The 17,451-nt window shown below is 55.7% G+C and carries 10 protein-coding genes; 8 read left to right on the top strand and 2 right to left on the bottom strand.

The window, feature by feature from the left end:
• Nucleotides 1-117: 117 nt before the first annotated feature.
• Nucleotides 118-696 carry an O-methyltransferase gene (locus BN1117_RS15720; protein WP_040098889.1) on the top strand — a complete coding sequence of 193 codons (579 nt, stop codon included), beginning with the start codon at nucleotides 118-120 and terminating at the stop codon, nucleotides 694-696.
• 79 nt (nucleotides 697-775) lie between these two features.
• Here BN1117_RS15720 and BN1117_RS15715 read toward each other — a convergent pair whose 3' ends face one another.
• The gene (locus tag BN1117_RS15715; RefSeq protein WP_040098887.1) at nucleotides 776-2,191 is read right to left on the bottom strand and encodes an FAD-dependent oxidoreductase; all 1,416 of its coding nucleotides are present in this window, start codon (nucleotides 2,189-2,191) and stop codon (nucleotides 776-778) included.
• A gap of 12 nt (nucleotides 2,192-2,203) precedes the next feature.
• Complete coding sequence (gltB, locus tag BN1117_RS15710) at nucleotides 2,204-6,661, bottom strand: glutamate synthase large subunit (protein WP_040098885.1); 4,458 nt, start codon at nucleotides 6,659-6,661, stop codon at nucleotides 2,204-2,206.
• Between the two features lie 610 nt (nucleotides 6,662-7,271).
• Here gltB and mnmL point away from each other — a divergent pair.
• The 7 genes from mnmL to BN1117_RS15675 all read left to right on the top strand — a co-directional run.
• Complete coding sequence (gene mnmL / locus BN1117_RS15705) at nucleotides 7,272-8,213, top strand: tRNA modification radical SAM protein MnmL/YtqA (RefSeq protein WP_040098883.1); 942 nt, start codon at nucleotides 7,272-7,274, stop codon at nucleotides 8,211-8,213.
• Between the two features lie 363 nt (nucleotides 8,214-8,576).
• Entirely contained in the window at nucleotides 8,577-10,721 is a 2,145-nt protein-coding gene (locus BN1117_RS15700; protein WP_040098882.1) for a type I secretion system permease/ATPase, read from the top strand.
• Nucleotides 10,714-12,138 carry an HlyD family type I secretion periplasmic adaptor subunit gene (locus BN1117_RS15695; RefSeq protein ID WP_040098880.1) on the top strand — a complete coding sequence of 475 codons (1,425 nt, stop codon included), beginning with the start codon at nucleotides 10,714-10,716 and terminating at the stop codon, nucleotides 12,136-12,138. Before BN1117_RS15700 ends, BN1117_RS15695 begins: the two co-directional genes overlap by 8 nt.
• A 36-nt stretch (nucleotides 12,139-12,174) precedes the next feature.
• Nucleotides 12,175-13,494 carry a TolC family outer membrane protein gene (locus BN1117_RS15690; protein WP_040098878.1) on the top strand — a complete coding sequence of 440 codons (1,320 nt, stop codon included), beginning with the start codon at nucleotides 12,175-12,177 and terminating at the stop codon, nucleotides 13,492-13,494.
• Between the two features lie 124 nt (nucleotides 13,495-13,618).
• Nucleotides 13,619-14,362 carry a transglutaminase-like cysteine peptidase gene (locus BN1117_RS15685; protein WP_052441541.1) on the top strand — a complete coding sequence of 248 codons (744 nt, stop codon included), beginning with the start codon at nucleotides 13,619-13,621 and terminating at the stop codon, nucleotides 14,360-14,362.
• A 3-nt stretch (nucleotides 14,363-14,365) separates the two neighbouring features.
• Nucleotides 14,366-16,291 (top strand): EAL domain-containing protein, encoded by a 1,926-nt coding sequence (locus BN1117_RS15680; RefSeq protein ID WP_040098876.1) that lies wholly within the window; start codon nucleotides 14,366-14,368, stop codon nucleotides 16,289-16,291.
• Nucleotides 16,292-16,555: 264 nt separating this feature from the next.
• On the top strand, nucleotides 16,556-17,451 hold an 896-nt coding region (locus tag BN1117_RS15675; protein WP_244463555.1), incomplete at its 3' end, for a retention module-containing protein.

Here is a 17,451-nt window from a genome sequence, read left to right as displayed (position 1 = left end):
GTTGTCCTTTTCTCATCCTTTGTGGTGTGAATGGCGGTTGAAAGCAATCATTTGACTCCCAAAGACCAAGCCAAAGGTGTGGGCTAACGGTTTTGGGCAAGGACGAAAGGGATATCGATGGAACTGGAACAGTTAAAACGCCAGCTGGAGCAGCTGGGCGAGCGCAATGACAGCATGCAGCAGACACGCCAGCGCAAGCTGCTCAATATCACCCGCGACACGGGGGAGTTGCTGTCAGTACTGGTGCAGACCCGTGGGGCGCAGGCGGTGCTGGAGATCGGGACCTCCAATGGTTACTCCACACTCTGGCTGGCAGAGGCGGTGCGTCGGCTGGAGGGGCATGTCACCACCATTGAGCTGGATGAGGATAAGCGCGTGCTGGCCCATGACAACTTTCAGCGGGCAGGGCTGGCCCCCTGGGTAACCTTGCTGGCAGGGGATGCGGGCGAGCTGTTACCGACCTTGCCGCACGCCGGCTATCAACTCATCTTCCTCGATTCGGATCGCCAGCACTACCGGGCATGGTGGCCGCAGATCCGCCGTCTGCTGGCGCCTCGCGGCTTGCTGGTGGTTGATAACGCCATCTCCCATCGCAGCGAGATGGTGGAGTGGATGAACGAGGTCGGGCAGGATCCGGCCTTTGCCACCTCGCTGGTGCCGGTCGGCAAGGGGGAGTGGCTGGTGGTGCGTTTGTAGGGCGTGGGTAGCTGCAAAAAATCAGCCCCGCATTGGCGGGGCTGATTGTTAGGGAACATCACGGCTGTGGCCGGTCAGATCAGACCGCCAGATAGTCCATGATCCCTTCGGCCGCTTTGCGCCCTTCGTAGATGGCGGTCACCACCAGATCGGAGCCACGTACCGCATCGCCACCGGCAAACACCTTGGGGTTGCTGGTCTGGAAGGCATATTCCGCCTGTTCGCGGGCCTTGATGCGATCCCGGTTGTCGAGCTCGATGCCGAACTCCGCCATCCAGGGCTGGGGGTTGGGCTGGAAGCCAAACGCCATCACCACCGCATCGGCGGCCAGCACCTGCTCGGAGCCCTCGATAACCACCGGATTGCGGCGGCCATTGGCATCGGGTTCACCCAGCTTGGTGCTCACCACCTTGATGCCGACGGTGCGACCGCTGGTATCCAGCTCGACCGCTACCGGTTGCAGGTTGAACATGAACTCAACCCCCTCCTCGCGGGCGTTTTTCACCTCCCGCTTGGAGCCTGGCATGTTCTCCTCGTCGCGGCGATAGGCGCAGATCACCTTGGCGGCCCCCTGACGGATAGCGGTACGCACGCAGTCCATGGCGGTATCGCCACCGCCCAGCACCACCACCTGCTTGCCGGCGAAGTCGATATAGTCGGCTTGCGCCTTCTCAAAGCCCAGCAAGCGGTTGGCGTTGGCGATGAGATAGGGCAGGGCATCATAGACCCCTGGCGCCTCTTCGTTGGCAAAGCCGCCCTTCATGTACTTGTAGGTGCCGACCCCAAGGAAGATCGCATCGAACTCGCCGAGCAGATCGGCGAAGGTGATGTCCTTGCCCACCTCGGTTTCGAGACGAAACTCCACCCCCATCCCCTGGAAGATCTCGCGGCGACGCTGCATCACCTCTTTTTCCAGCTTGAAGGAGGGGATGCCGAAAGTGAGCAGGCCACCGATCTCCGGATACTTGTCAAACACCACTGGGGTCACGCCATTGCGTGCCAGCACGTCGGCACAGGCGAGACCCGCGGGGCCGGCGCCGATGACGGCGACCCGTTTGCCGGTCTTGACCACGTTCGAGAGATCGGGCTTCCAGCCCATCTCAAACGCCTTGTCGGTGATGTATTTTTCGATGTTGCCGATGGTCACCGCGCCGAATCTGTCGTTGAGGGTGCAGGCTCCCTCGCACAGGCGATCCTGCGGGCAGACCCGACCGCACACCTCTGGCAGGCTGTTGGTCTGGTGGGAGAGCTCCACCGCCTCCAGAATGCGCCCCTCTTTGGCCAGTTTCAGCCAGTTGGGGATGTAGTTGTGAACCGGACACTTCCACTCGCAGTAGGGGTTGCCGCACTCGAGGCAGCGATCCGACTGCATCTCTACCTGCGGTTTATTGAAGGACTCGTAGATCTCAACAAACTGGATTTTGCGGATCTTGAGCGGCTTCTTGGGCGGGTCGACCCGCTGAACATCGATAAACTGAAATACGTTCTGGCTCATAGGGTTCCTTCCTTATTGCGCCTGGATTCTGAGTTCTGCACTGGAACGGCTGGTGTGACCCAACAGCGATTTCACATCGCTGGACTTGGGTTTGATCAGCCTGAACTTGGGCACATAGGCGTCGAAGTTGGCCAGGATCTCCTCGGCGCGGGAGCTACCTGTCTCATTGAGGTGCGCCGTGATGATGCCGCGCAGGTGCTCCTGATGGATGGCGAGTGTCGCCACCTCCAGCAGTTCCACCAGCTCGGGGTTAGTGCGCTTGGCAAAGTTGCCGCACTCGTCCAGCACGTAGGCAAAGCCGCCGGTCATACCCGCCGCGAAGTTGACACCGGTCTGACCCAGTACGGTGACGATGCCACCGGTCATGTATTCACAGCCGTTGTCGCCAATCCCCTCGACTACCGCCAGGGCGCCGGAGTTGCGCACCGCGAAACGCTCGCCGGCAGTGCCCGCGGCGTAGAGTTTGCCGCCGGTGGCGCCGTAGAGGCAGGTGTTGCCGATGATGGCCGCTTCATGGGATTTGAACGCCACGCCGACATGGGGCTTGATCACCAGCTTGCCGCCAGTCATCCCCTTGCCCACATAGTCGTTGGCGTCACCAGTGAGGATCATCTCGAGGCCACCTGCGTTCCAGACGCCGAAGCTCTGGCCTGCGGTGCCGTTGAAGTGCACCTTGACCGGATCTGCTGCCATCCCCTGATTGCCGTGACGTTTGACGATTTCGCCCGAGAGGCGCGCCCCCACCGAGCGGTCGGTGTTGCGAATGTCGTAGCGGAACTCGCCGCCGCTTGAGGTTTCCACCGCCTCCAGCAGATCCTCCACCATTTTCAGGTTGAGCGGCCCCTTGTCGAAGGTGGGGTTGTGCTGCTGACTAAACAGGCTGGAGCCTGCCGGCGCCACCGGACGGGCCAGAATGCCACAGAGATCCAGCTTGGCCTGACGGGCGGTGAGGCCGGGCAGGGCTTCCAGCAGATCGGTACGGCCAATCAGGTCGGTCAGCTGGGTGACGCCAAGCTCGGCCATCAGCTCGCGGGTCTCTTCGGCGATGAACTTGAAGTAGTTCATCACCATCTCCGGCAGGCCGGTGAAGTGCTCGCGACGCAGCTTCTCATCCTGAGTGGCAACGCCGGTGGCGCAGTTGTTCAGGTGGCAGATCCGCAGGTATTTGCAACCGAGCGCCACCATGGGGCCGGTGCCAAAGCCGAAGCTCTCGGCGCCGAGGATGGCCGCCTTGATGATATCGAGCCCGGTCTTGAGGCCGCCATCCACCTGCAGCCGCACCTTGTGGCGCAGGCCGTTGGCGACCAGCGCCTGTTGGGTCTCGGCCAGACCCAGCTCCCACGGGGAGCCGGCATATTTGACCGAGGTGAGGGGGCTTGCGCCGGTACCTCCGTCATAGCCGGAGATGGTGATGAAGTCGGCATAGGCCTTGGCCACACCGCAGGCGATGGTGCCGACGCCAGGCTCGGAGACCAGTTTCACCGACACCAGACAGCTCGGGTTGATCTGCTTGATGTCGAAGATGAGCTGGGCCAGATCCTCGATGGAGTAGATGTCGTGGTGCGGCGGCGGCGAGATCAGGGTCACGCCGGGCACGGAGTAGCGCAGCTTGGCGATCTGGGCGGTGACCTTGTCACCGGGCAGTTGGCCACCCTCGCCGGGCTTGGCGCCTTGAGCCACCTTGATCTGCACTACATCGGCGTTCATCAGGTAGTGGGGGGTGACGCCAAAGCGACCGGAAGCCACCTGCTTGATGCGGGAGTTCTTCTCGGTTCCGAAACGCTTGGGATCTTCGCCCCCTTCGCCGGAGTTACTCTGACCGCCGAGGCGGTTCATGGCGACAGCCAGTGCCTCGTGGGCCTCGGGGCCGAGGGCGCCGATGGACATGGCGGCGGAGTCGAAGCGGGGGAACAGCTTGTCGGCCGGCTCAACCTGATCCAGCGCGACCGGATTGTCGACCTTCTTCAGCGCCAGCAGATCGCGCAGAGTGGCCACCGGGCGCTCGTTCACCAGACGGGCGTACTCCTTGTAATCGGCATAGCTGCCGGAGCGCACCGCGGTTTGCAGGGTCTGCACCACGTCCGGGTTGTAGGTGTGGTACTCGCCGCCGTGGACGAACTTGAGCAGGCCGCCGTGGGGGAGGGGCTTGCGCGCCAGCCAGGCCTGACGGGCCAGATTGTACTGATCCTGCTGGATATCGCTAAAATCCGCCCCTTCAATACGGCTGGAGACGCCACGGAAACAGGTCTCGACCACAGCTTTGGCCAGACCGACCGCTTCAAACAGCTGGGAGCAGCGATAGCTGGCGACCGTGCTGATGCCCATCTTGGACATCACCTTGTAGAGCCCCTTGTTGATGCCGTTGCGGTAGTTGATCATGGCCTGACGCAGAGACATGACCAAGACCCCCTCTTCAACCTGTTTGGCCAGGGTTTCGTAGGCGAGATAGGGGTAGATGGCGGTCGCGCCAAAGCCGAGCAGCACGGCGAAGTGATGGGGGTCGCGGCAGCTTGCGGTCTCTACCAGAATGTTGGCGTCGCAGCGCAGGTTGTTGTCCACCAGGGTGCGTTGCACTGCACCCACAGCCATGGCGGCCGGGATCGGCAGGGTGTCTGCGCTGATATCGCGATCCGACAGCACCAGCAGCACTGTACCGCCTTGGGCGGCTGTTTTTGCCTCTTCACAGATGCGCAGGATGGCCGCTTCCAGCCCCTCTTCGGGTTTGAAGTTGAGGCTGATCACCTGATGACGGTAGTACTCCCCTTCCAGTGCCAGCAGCTGGTGGAAGTCGGAGTAGAGCAGGATCGGCGACTGGAACAGCACCCGGTGGGCGTGGCCGAAGGTCTCGTTGAAGACGTTCTGCTCGCGGCCGATACAGGTGGCCAGCGACATCACGTGGTTTTCCCGCAATGGGTCGATGGGCGGGTTGGTCACCTGGGCAAACATCTGGCGGAAGTAGTCATAGAGGGTGCGCGGGCCACAGGAGAGCACTGCCATCGGGGTGTCATCCCCCATGGAGCCCACCGCTTCCTGACCATTTTCACCGAGAACCCGGATGATCTGATCCAGCTCCTCGAAGGAGTAGCCAAACAGCTTCTGATAGGTTTTCAGCTGGTCGTCGGCAAATTCGCGGCTACCGGTCTGGCTGTCGTCCATCTGCTCGAAGGGGACCAGTCGGGTGCAGTGCTTGTCCATCCACTGCTTGTAGGTGTGGCGGTTCTTGAGATCGTCATCGATCTCGAAGCTGGTCCACACCTTGCCGTTACTGGTATCCACCACGAACAGCTCGCCCGGGCCAACCCGGCCCTTCTCCAGCACTTCGTCCGGGGTGTAGTCCCAGGTACCCACTTCGGAGGCGAGGGTGATGAACTTGTCCTTGGTGATGACGTAGCGGGCCGGACGCAGGCCGTTGCGATCTAGTGCGCAGGTGGCGTAGCGGCCATCGGTCATGACGATACCGGCGGGGCCATCCCACGGCTCCATGTGCATGGAGTTGAAGTCGTAGAAGGCGCGCAGATCGTCATCCATGTTCGGGTGTTTTTGCCATGCAGGCGGGATCAGCAGACGCATGGCGCGGAACAGATCCATGCCACCGGCGAGGAAGAGATCCAGCATGTTGTCGAGGCTGGAAGAGTCCGACCCTGTGGTATTGACGAAGGGGGCTGCTTCCTGCAAATCGGGGATCAGCGGCGTCGCAAACTTGTAGCTGCGCGCCTTGGCCCACTGGCGGTTGCCGGCGATGGTGTTGATCTCGCCGTTGTGGGCCAGATAGCGGAACGGCTGGGCCAGCGGCCAGCGCGGGCTGGTGTTGGTGGAGAAGCGCTGGTGGAAGACGCAGATGGCCGCCTGCATACGGATGTCGGCGAGATCCAGATAGAAGCGCGGCAAGTCCACCGGCATGCACAGCCCTTTATAGACGGTGACCAGGTTGGAGAGGCTGACCACATAGAAGTAGTCGTCGTTGACGCGCTTTTCGATGCGGCGACGCACGATATAGAGGCGGCGCTCGAGATCCTTGTCAACCCAGCCGGGCGGGGCGTTGACAAAGACCTGTTCAATGCTGGGCAGGGAGGCTTTGGCAATGGAGCCGAGCACGTTGGTATCGACCGGCACCTTGCGCCAGCCGACCAGGCTCAGGGTCTCTTTTTCCAGCTCCTCGTCGATGATGTCACGAGTCTGCTGGGCCAATACGGGGTCAGGGTTGAGAAACAGCATGCCAACCGCGTAATTACGGCCAAGATGCCACCCCTTCTCTTCTGCGACGGCTCTGAAAAAGCTGTCCGGTTTTTGCAGCAACAGACCGCAGCCGTCGCCGGTCTTGCCATCGGCAGAGATCCCGCCGCGGTGCTGCATGCGAGCCAATGCTGACATCGCGAGACGAACAAGCTTGTGGCTGGCTTCCCCTTCCATGTGGGCCAACAGGCCGAAGCCACAGTTATCCCTCTCCAGCTTTGGATCATAAAGTGACATTGCATTTCTCCCTTGCTCGGCCTTGTATCGCACAGTCATCTCCTGACTGCATAAAATGCGATTGGCTCTTGTGGTTCCGTCCGCCTGAGGTGGCGAATCTCCAAACTAAAGGGATTTTTTAACAAGGTCAATCGCAGGCCTGGTTCGCCTGCGTGGTTACATTCGCATAACAAAATGTCGAATCGCAGGGTTTGATTGGTTTTTGCTGTGTGATTATTTCGAAAAAATCACTCTTGATGGTTAAATGTATTGATATTGTGAGCTTCAATGGTGAGCCTGGCGATCGGGGAGGAATGTAGTAATTTTACCAACCCGATCTTGCCGACAGCGGAAGCGATCACATTTTCAATATCGCAGACTTGCAATTGTGTACTGTCGGGTCTCTTTGAATTTTTCATTTCTCAACAGTAAGTTATCAGGTCTCATTTTCATGTGGACGTTTACTATTGGAATTGTCAAATAGATGCGAAAATCTGTTTTTTGCGCCTTTTCTCTATATTTATTCAAAACTGGCCGGATATTTATATGTTTATCCCCTCCGCTAGCTTGATCCAGCTCAGCCCCTATTTTGCGCAAGCTCGTACAATGGCGCTCCTTTAGCGGAGGTGCCATGCAGTTACACGAACTCGTCAATACATTCGGTCAGGATCTCAAGCAGCGTCATGGTCAGAAGATCCACAAACTATCCATCCACGGTGCCTTCACCTGTCCAAACCGGGACGGCACCCTGGGCCGCGGTGGCTGTACCTTCTGCAATGTCTCCTCCTTTGCTGACGAGTCGGCCCAGCAACTCTCCGTGGTGCAACAACTGCTGGCCAGGCGGGATGAAGTGACCCGCGCCAAGCGTTATCTCGCTTATTTTCAGGCTTACACCAGCACCTATGCCGAGGTTGAGTATTTGCAGCGGATGTATGAAGAGGCGCTGTCGGTGAGCGATATGGTGGGACTCTGTGTCGGCACTCGTCCCGATTGCGTGCCGGATGCGGTGCTGGATCTGCTGGCAGGCTATCAGGCCCGGGGTTACGAGGTATGGCTGGAGCTCGGGCTGCAAAGTGCCAATGACAAGACCCTGCAACGGATCAATCGTGGCCACGGCTATGCCGCTTATGAGGATGCGGTAAGACGTGCCCATCAGCGCGGCATCAAGGTGTGTGCCCATTTGATTGTGGGTCTGCCGGGCGAGGTGCCGATGGATAGCCTCGATACCCTGCATCGTATCGTTGAGACCGGGGTGGAGGGGATCAAGCTGCATCCGCTTCATGTGGTAGAGGGCAGCACCCTCGGCAAGGCGTGGCAGGCGGGGCGGCTGGAGGTATTGACGCTGGAGCAGTATGTGGAAGCGGCCGTTGCCATGATCCAGCACACGCCCCCCGAGGTGGTGTATCACCGGATTTCGGCATCGGCGCGCCGTCCAACTCTGTTGGCGCCAGCCTGGTGTGAAAATCGCTGGACAGCGATGGCGGATATTGCCAAAGCACTTTCATTGAAAGGCCCGCAAGGTCATGCCTTGGGAAGACCCTTTATACTTCCTGACCTATCATTGAGTTTATGATTACTATTGTTACGTAAAACATAGGGTTATATAAAAACTTCATACCCTGCACTATAGTTTTGCTACGTGCCGATTGATATAGTGGTGCGCAATAATAAATGTCATTATCAATTAACGCTGATATTCCCCCTGATTGCAGTGTTAGCATGGTGTTGATGAGCCGATTATTTTACCAATAACGAATCATGCCGCCATTGCTGCTGTGCCGGGAAATTGGGGATGAGTGTCGCGATCTATCTGGACAGGTTTATCTCTTGAGCAGGCTCATCAGCGGGGAAGCCACTCGCTTTTAGCGTGGCGATAGCAGGAAAGTATAAGCGATGAACGCTTGTGTCTACCTCATTTATGCAGTGACAGGATGCTATGCAAGCAGAAACAAGTCGTATTGATGAGTTATTGGAGTGTCTGGTATTCCTGACTCGCTTCTATGGTGTGCCCAACAGTCAGGATGCCCTGACGACCGGGTTGCCACTGGTCTCCGGGCGTCTGACGACAGCCCTGTTTTGCCGCGCTGCCGAGCGGGGCGGGTTATCTGCCCGTGAAGTGATCCAACCTTTGGAACACGTTTCTTCTCTGCTGCTGCCTTGTGTTCTGCAAATGCGCAATGGTGGTGCCTGCATCTTGCTGGAGTGGAATGAAGAGCGCAGCCAAGGGAAAGTTATCTTCCCTCAGGCCGGTGATGCCGCCCAATGGCTAACGGTTGCCCAGTTGGGGGATGAGTATCTGGGGCGCCTCTTCTACGTGAAGAAGCAGTTCAAATTTGATGAGCGCTCTCCCAAGGTGCTGGAGACCCGTGATGGTCACTGGTTCTGGAGTACACTGCTTGAGTCGCGCGGCATCTATCGCGATGTGTTGATTGCCTCCATTCTGATCAACCTGTTTGCCGTCGCCAGCCCCCTCTTCACCATGAACGTCTATGACAAGATTGTGCCCAATCTAGCCTTTGACTCGCTCTGGGTACTGGCAGTTGGCGCCATGGTGGTCTTTACCTTCGATTTTGTGATGCGGCAGTTGCGCAGTTACTTTATCGACATCGCCGGTAAAAAGTCCGATGTCCTGCTCTCGGCCAAGATTTTTGCCAAGGTGATGGGGATGCGAATGGAATCTCGCCCTGCCTCAACCGGCGCTTTCGCCAAACATCTGCAGGAATTTGAATCGGTGCGGGAGTTTTTCACTTCCGCGACTGTCTCGACCTTGATCGACCTGCCTTTTGCCATCTTCTTTCTGTTTATTATCTGGATGTTTGCTGGCGTGATGGTGGTGGTGCCTATCGTGGCCATGCTGATCCTCATCGTCTATAGCTTCTATATTCAGGAGCCGCTCAAGAAGTCGATTGAAGAGGGCTCTCGCCTGGCATCCCAGAAAAATGCCAATCTGATAGAAAGCATTTCCGGTCTGGAAACCGTCAAGATCTTCGGTGCAGAGAGCTTGTTCCAGCATCGCTGGGAACAGGCCGTCTCCCATATCTCTACCTGGGGCGTGCAGACCCGCCGTATTACCAACTCCATGTCATCGCTGGCCAGTTACATCCAGCAGATGGTGACCGTGGGGCTGGTGATCGTCGGTGTCTATCAGATATCAGAAGGGTTGGTCACTATGGGTGGCATGATTGCCGCAGTGATGTTGTCGAGCCGGGCCATTGCGCCCATGGTGCAACTCTCTGTGCTGTCAACCCGTTACAACCAGGCCAAGTCGGCACTGGAGATCCTCGACAAGATCATGCAGACCCCCGGAGAGCAAGAGGAGGGTAAGCAGTACATCCACCATCCGGTGATCTCCGGGCGTATCGAGTTCGAGAATGTCTCGTTCAAATATCCGGGTATGGAAACCAGTACCCTGCACCACATTAATTTACGGATCCAGCCGGGCGAGAAAGTGGCGATTATTGGCCGGATTGGGGCGGGCAAAACGACCCTTGAGAAGCTGTTGATGGGGCTATACCGCCCGACCGATGGTTCGGTACGTATTGACGGTTTTGAACTCGATCAACTGCCACCTGCGGTGATCCGCCGCAATATCGGCTGTGTCCCGCAAGATGTCATTCTCTTTTTTGGCTCGGTACGGGACAACATCATGCTGGGCAATCCGCTGGTGGATGATGTGAGAGTATTGCGTGCCGCCAAGCGAGCCGGTGTCACCCACTTTACCAACAGAGACCCCAATGGCCTCGATCGGCAGATCGGGGAGGGGGGCCGTCAGCTCTCTGGTGGCCAGCGTCAGGCGATCTTGTTAGCACGCGCCTTGCTCAATGATCCCCCTATTCTGGTGATGGATGAACCCACCTCCAACATGGACAACCAGTCCGAGATGCAGGTCAAGCAGGAGCTGGCTCGCCTTGGCCCTGAAACCACCTTGATCCTCATCACCCACAAAACCTCGATGCTGGATGTGGCATCGCGAGTGATCGTTATCGAGCAGGGGCAGATAGTGGCGGATGGGCCGAAAGAACAGGTATTGCAGCAACTAAAAGAGGGTAAGGTGCGCGTGCAGGAGGTCTCCCATGGCTAAAGGATTGCTTGGCCGTTTCGGCAAGAGATCCGCTGACGATGTATTGCCAGCACCTGAGCACCTGGAGTTTGTCGATGATGGTGCAGCTGCCGTGTTGCTGACCACACCGACCAGCGCCCGCATTCTGCTATGGTGCTGCTTCCTCTTTTTTATGAGTGCCATTGTATGGGCTGCCTGGGCTGAGCTCGATGAAGTCACCGTGGGGCAGGGTAAGGTTATTCCGTCCCGCCAGTTGCAGGTGATCCAGAACCTCGAAGGGGGGATCATCAGAGAGATTTTCGTCAAAGAGGGTGACATCGTTGAAAAAGGGCAGCCGTTGCTGCGTATCGATGACACCCGATTTCGCTCCGATTTTCGTGAGCGAGAGCAGGAGCTCGTTACTTTGAAAGGGGTCAGCGTTCGGTTAAAGGCCGAGATGGCCAGTGTCAAGGTTAAAAACGACCCTGCGTTGGGGTGGCGTGAACAGGTGATGGTAGAAGAGGCCCCCATCCAGTTTCCCGATGGCTATGAAACCGTCTTTGCCGAATATGCCAACCGTGAACGCTCGGTGCTGCGGGATCGTCTGAATAATCTGAAGAACCAGCTCTATATTCTTGGTCAGCAGATCGAACAGAAAGAGCAGGAGCTGATCGAATTGAATGCCAAAATTCGCACCGTGAACCGCAGTGTGGAGCTGGCTAAACAAGAGCTGAATATCACTCGCCCGCTGGCCAAAGAAGGGATCGTGCCTCATGTTGAGCTAATCAAACTGGAGCGGCAGGTCAACGAGATGCAGGGGGAGCTGGAGAGCAATCGCCTGCTCATTCCCAAACTAAATTCGGTGCTGCGTGAGACCATCTTCAAGCGTAACGATATTGCGTTGAAATTCCGCGCCGATTCTCAGACTGAGCTGAATGAGAAGCAGGGGCGCCTTGGCCAGTTGTCAGAAGGGCAGGTTGGTTTGCGAGACAGGGTTGACCGCACCAGCGTGATTGCACCGCTCAAGGGCACCATCAAGAAGCTTAAAATCAACACCTTGGGCGGTGTGGTGCAGCCCGGTATGGATTTGATGGAAATTGTACCGTTGGAGGATACCTTGTTGGTTGAAGCCAAGGTGTCACCGAAAGATATCGCCTTCCTGCGCCCCGGGCTTGATGCCATCGTCAAGATTAGCGCCTATGACTTTACCATTTATGGAGGATTACATGGCAAGGTTGAACAGATAAGTGCTGACTCGATCCAGGATGAGGAGGGAAACTCCTTTTACCTGGTTCGGGTTCGGACTGATAAGAGTTACTTGGGCGATGAGCTTAACGCACTTCCCATCATCCCCGGTATGTTAGCCAGTGCAGATATTATTACTGGTAAAAAAAGTGTCCTAGACTATTTGCTTAAGCCAATTTTACGGGCAAAGCAGTCGGCACTGAGAGAACGATAAGCCAACAATCTCAAATAAAACATGACGGGAGATAACATGAAAAAGACGATTGTTGCCATGCTGGTCAGTGGCATAGCCCTGTTCCCGAGCTTGGGGCAGGCCCAGACTCTGGAAGAGTCGGTGGCACAGACACTCGCAACGCATCCCAAGATCAAGGAAGCGTTTGATCTTTATCAGGCACGACTTCATCAACATGATGGAGCCAAGGGTGGCTATTATCCTACGATCGATCTGCGTGGCGGCGTAGGCTATGAAAAAACGGACAGCCCTTCGACTCGTCGGGGAGGGCTCGATATTGACGATTCTCTGACGCGTAAAGAGGCTGGTCTCAGTCTGCGGCAAATGTTGTTTGATGGCTTTGATGTCAGCAACAACGTCTCCAGAACCGAAGCTGAAGCTAACGCTCAGCGTCTGGCGATGATCTCCGAAGCAGAGAACACCGCGCTGCGTGTGGCTGAGGTCTACCTCAACATGCTGCGTCAACAGGAGATTCTGGAGTTATCCAAACAGAATCTGGAAACTCATGAGCAGATCCGCAGCGATATTCGTAAACGGACCGACTCGGGTTTGGGGTCGACAGCTGATCAGACCCAGATAGATGGTCGTGTTGCCAGGGCTTACTCGAATCAGGCTGCTGCGGAGAACAACTACCGCGATGCAGAGAGTGCGTTTATTCGTGTCGTGAACGAGATGCCAAAAGATTTGGTGCAACCTGTGCCCAATGTGGAACTGATCCCGGTAAGTCTCGATAGTGCCCTGAAAACGGCGACCGAAGCGCATCCGACACTGCTCTCTTCTCTGCAAGATATTGAAGCGGCCAAGTATCAGCATGAAGGGTCCAAATCTGGCTTCTACCCCAACGTAGCCTTTGAAGTTGATCAAAACTGGAATGAGGATATTGATGGCCAACGTGGACGAAATGATGACCTGACCGCGATGGTGCGGATGCGTTATAACCTGTTCCGCGGTGGCTCGGATCTGGCGAATAGCAAGGCAACCTCTGCCCTTTACTCACAGGCCAAAGATATTCATCTGAATGCGTTCCGCCAAGTGGAGGAAGGTACTCGTCTGGCCTGGAACGCGAAAGAGTCGCTGGCCAAGCAGAAGACCTTCCTGAAAGAGCACGTTGATGCGAGCTACGACACCGTACAGGCATACAAGAAGCAGTTTGGTTTGGGTCAACGGACATTGCTGGACGTATTGAACACCGAGAACGAACTGTTTGAAGCTCGCCGAAGCTACATCACGGCCGAGTACGATGCGCTGCTGGCGGACTATCGCATCCTCAATGCCACCGGTAGTTTGCTCAACGCGTTCAACGTGCAGCAACCCGTCGAGTGGCAAGCCAAGCGCTAACGCTCTTCGCATCAGGTTTGATGCGATGGAAAGGGATGGGGGCCAGCTGGTTGCTGCCATCCCTTGTTTGTCTGCCATATCTCGGTATGAGCAATGATAGTCATTGGGTATCAACAGAGTGGATATGACGAAGTGGTGCCAAGCGCGTAGTCATGACGAGGTAACCTTCGGAGTATTCCTCTGGCGGCGCTTGCGCTGGCTATTTTGGGCTGTGCTGGTATCGCTGCCGCTGTTGATCTCCGCCAGCCAACCTCTGACCTCCGAGGACCTCAAATTGGTACAACGCGCCCAGGAGACTTATGGTGCCAGAGCCGGCAAGCGTGTAACCAGTTGGCGTATGATGGTTATGGAGACGAAGGGGCGGCCACTGAGCGAGACTAAAAAACTCGAACGGGTGAATCACTTTTTTAATCAGATGCGTTTTATTGATGACATCAAACTGTGGCGCAAGAAAGATTATTGGGCAACTCCGCTGGAATTCCTCGGCGCCGCTGGGGGAGATTGTGAAGATTTTAGTATCGCTAAATATTTTACTCTGCTCGAGCTTGGCATTCCGGATGAAAAAATGCGGATGGTCTATGTCAAGGCATTGGATTACAACCAGTTTCATATGGTTGTTGCTTATTATGAAACCCCCTCTTCGGTCCCCGTTATCTTAGACAACCTGATTGGCTCCATCCGACCTGCGACCCAGCGCCGCGATCTGGTGCCGATTTATAGCTTTAACGGTAGTCACCTGTGGTTGATGAAGGCTCGTGGTCAAGGGGAACTGGCCGGGCAATCATCCCGCTTGGGATTATGGACTGATTTACGCAATCGCATGACGTCAGGGCGATTGGCTCGGCCTGCGGTGAATTTGGATGATTAACCTATGACGCTCTACAGACAGTTATTAGCTACCATGTTGCTTCTGTTCGGCTTGTTGTTTGCGGCCACTTATTGGGTACAGTTCAATTCGACCCGTAGCTACCTGGCCCAACAACAGGAGACCACAGTGATCAACACAGCGACGTCGCTGGGGTTGGCACTCACGCCATATCTGGAGAATGGCGACAAGGTGGGGGCGGAATCTGTCATTCAGGCGGTCTTTGATGGCGGGTACTACAGATTGGTCCGGCTGGATTTGCTGGCATCCAAAGATGCCATCGAGCAGGAGAATACCAACCGCATCCAGGGAGTGCCCCAATGGTTCATCAATCTTGGCTTGTTCCCTGAGGTCTCCAATGAGTCAATCTTGACATCCGGCTGGCTGCAGCTGGGCAAATTGAAAGTGGTAGGTCATTCTGGCCAAGCTTATTTTGAGCTGTGGCGAGGTATGAGTGAGCTCGCTAGCTGGTTTCTGGTTGGTTTCCTGATCACCGTTATTCTCTTGATGAGGGCTTTGAATTATCTCCTCAAGCCACTCAAACAAATATGCGAACAAGCTGTCGAGATTGAACTGCATCATTTCGGTCACGCCATACCAGAGCCAAGAACCCATGAGCTTAAGCAGGTTGTACAGGCAATCAATACCTTGTCAAACAAGCTGGCATTGCAATTCAAAGAGCAGGCTGATGAAGCTGAGAAATTGCGTGAACGGGTATATGTCGATGCGGTATCAGGACTGGGCAACCGCGCCTATTTTGTCGGTCAAGTCAATGCATGGCTGGCTGAGGCAGGACAAGGTGGCGTGATGTTGGTAGCGGTGGACATGCTGGAGGATCTCTATCGTGAAGAGGGTTTCGCCGCACGTGACAACATGGTCAAGTCGATTGCTCAGACTCTCAAAGAGATGCTGAAAGGTTGGGATGGTTCTGCTCTTGCACGGATTTCAGCCACTGAATATGCCTTGTTGTGTCCGACGGATGATCTGACCCAGCTCAAAGAGTTGGCAGAAGGTATCAATGCCCGTATTGCCGATCTGGTGGTCAATCCTATGGATGAGGGGAGTGCCCTCTCCGTCATTGGTATTGCTGGCCGTGATGGTAATGATGATCTATCCGCCTTGTTGACCAAGGCTGATAACGCCTTGGGCAAGGCACGTAATGAACGACGTGGTTCTGTGGTCATGGAAGGGGGAACCGACCAGGGGCTGATGGGGCGGTTGGCTTGGCGTGACCTGGTGCACGATGCCATCTCAAGACAGCTTTGGCGTTTCAAAGCCCAACCTGCTTGCCGTTTTGATAATGGCGCCAGATTACATGCCGAGCTGTTTGCATCTATCTCCCGCGATGGCACCGATTATTTTGCCGGTCAGTTCCTGCCTGCAATTGAACAGTTCAAGCTGGGTGGTGAGTTTGATCAGGCGGTGCTTGATGCTTGCGTTCCTTTATTGCAACAACACTCTGATCTGGTGCTTGCGATCAACATTACTGCTGGCTCGCTCTGCTCAGATGAATTTTTAACCTGGTTGAGACGCTATTTGGCCGAGCATGCCGAGCTGAAAGATCGGCTGCTATTCGAAATACCTGAAGCGGCCATCATGAAGCATAAAGACAACGTGGCTGCGCTGGTGGGTACTTTGCAAGCTCATGGCTTCCAGTGGGGGGTTGATCATTATGGCCGCCACTTCCAGTCGCTGGGTTACTTGGAAGAGCTGGCTCCTGCTTACGTCAAGGTGGATCATGGCTACACCAGTCAAGTAATGGAACCAGGAGCGGACACCTCCTTCCTTGCTGCAGTGTGCCGAGCGGCACACAATGCAGGTGTGATCACCATTGCAACTCGTGTCGAAGATCAGCATCAGGTTGATCTGCTTTCGAAGTTGCACATTGATGGTTATCAGGGTTTTGTTCACCCAGCCTTCTCCTTGTCATGAGATTTCTCATGCTTCATGAAAGCCCCAAAAGGGGCTTTTTTTATGTCAATTTGAAATTAATTGTTGACTTTTTGTGGCAAAAAAGAATATAGACCCTTTTGGTGCCACCTCAATGCTTTGATTAATAAGCATAAAAAAACGTTTCGATTTTTTGCATGTAAACTCCTTTGTTTGTCTGGAATATTGCACATTTTTGCAACGGATATGCAGTTTGCGCTCTTCTAAGGTGTAGGCATCAAGATCTGTCACGTTGGAGCAATGGATATGCGTACCCAAATCATTGACAAGGCGGTAGTGGTCTCATCTGTTGAAGGTAATGTTCAGGTTGTTCTTGCAGACGGCGGGAGCCGTCCTGTGCAGCAGGGCGATGTATTGCAGCCAGGCGTCAGACTCTCTATTCCCGATGATGCCAGGTTGGCGCTGAGCCCTTATAACGAAACCCCCAATACGGCTGGGTCAGAGGGCCGCACTCCTGATGTGCCCATGCCAGGACAGTCGCCAGTATCCAGTGATGCGCTGGCCAGTTCTCCAGATATTGCCGCCTTGCAAGAGTCCATCCTGCAGGGCATTGACCCGACCCAAAACTTTGAGGCATCGGCAGCCGGTGGTGCACCAGCCGCTGGTGGGGGGGGGATTGGTGGTGTGGCTGGCGCCAGTGGTAACGGTGGTTTTGTCACCATAGATCGCACTGGTGATGAGACCATTGCTGAAGCCGGTTTTGATACAACTTATCAGTCAGAGCCGTTTATTAATACTGAACAAGCGGCTGAGCCTCTTCTGGAACTAGAGCCGCTGGAACCAGAGCCGCTGGAGAATATCCTGCTAGATGAAAGCGAGGTCATTTCGCTTGATGAAGATAGTTTTGCAAGCGGCGATCTACTGGCAAACAGTACCAACCCGGATGGTCCGCAGGCAGCGTCAATTATCAGTTACAGCTGGGGGAGCAACATAGAGGTACCTGCCGGCGTATCGTCGACTCTGACTGGCATTGGTACATTGATCATCAACAGTGATGGAACTTTTACCTTCACCCCAGCTCCTGATTATTCCGGTGCCGTACCTACGGTGAGTTACGTGGTTACCGATGGCACGGACGTGGTCACATCAACCTTGACCCTGACGGTTACACCGCAAGGCGACATTGACTTCAACGCCGAGGC

Origin of the sequence: Aeromonas australiensis, assembly GCF_000819725.1 — a bacterium.
Classification (GTDB): domain Bacteria; phylum Pseudomonadota; class Gammaproteobacteria; order Enterobacterales; family Aeromonadaceae; genus Aeromonas; species Aeromonas australiensis.
The sequence above is the reverse complement of the archived record's forward strand: the minus strand, read 5'-3'. Positions and strand labels throughout refer to the sequence as shown.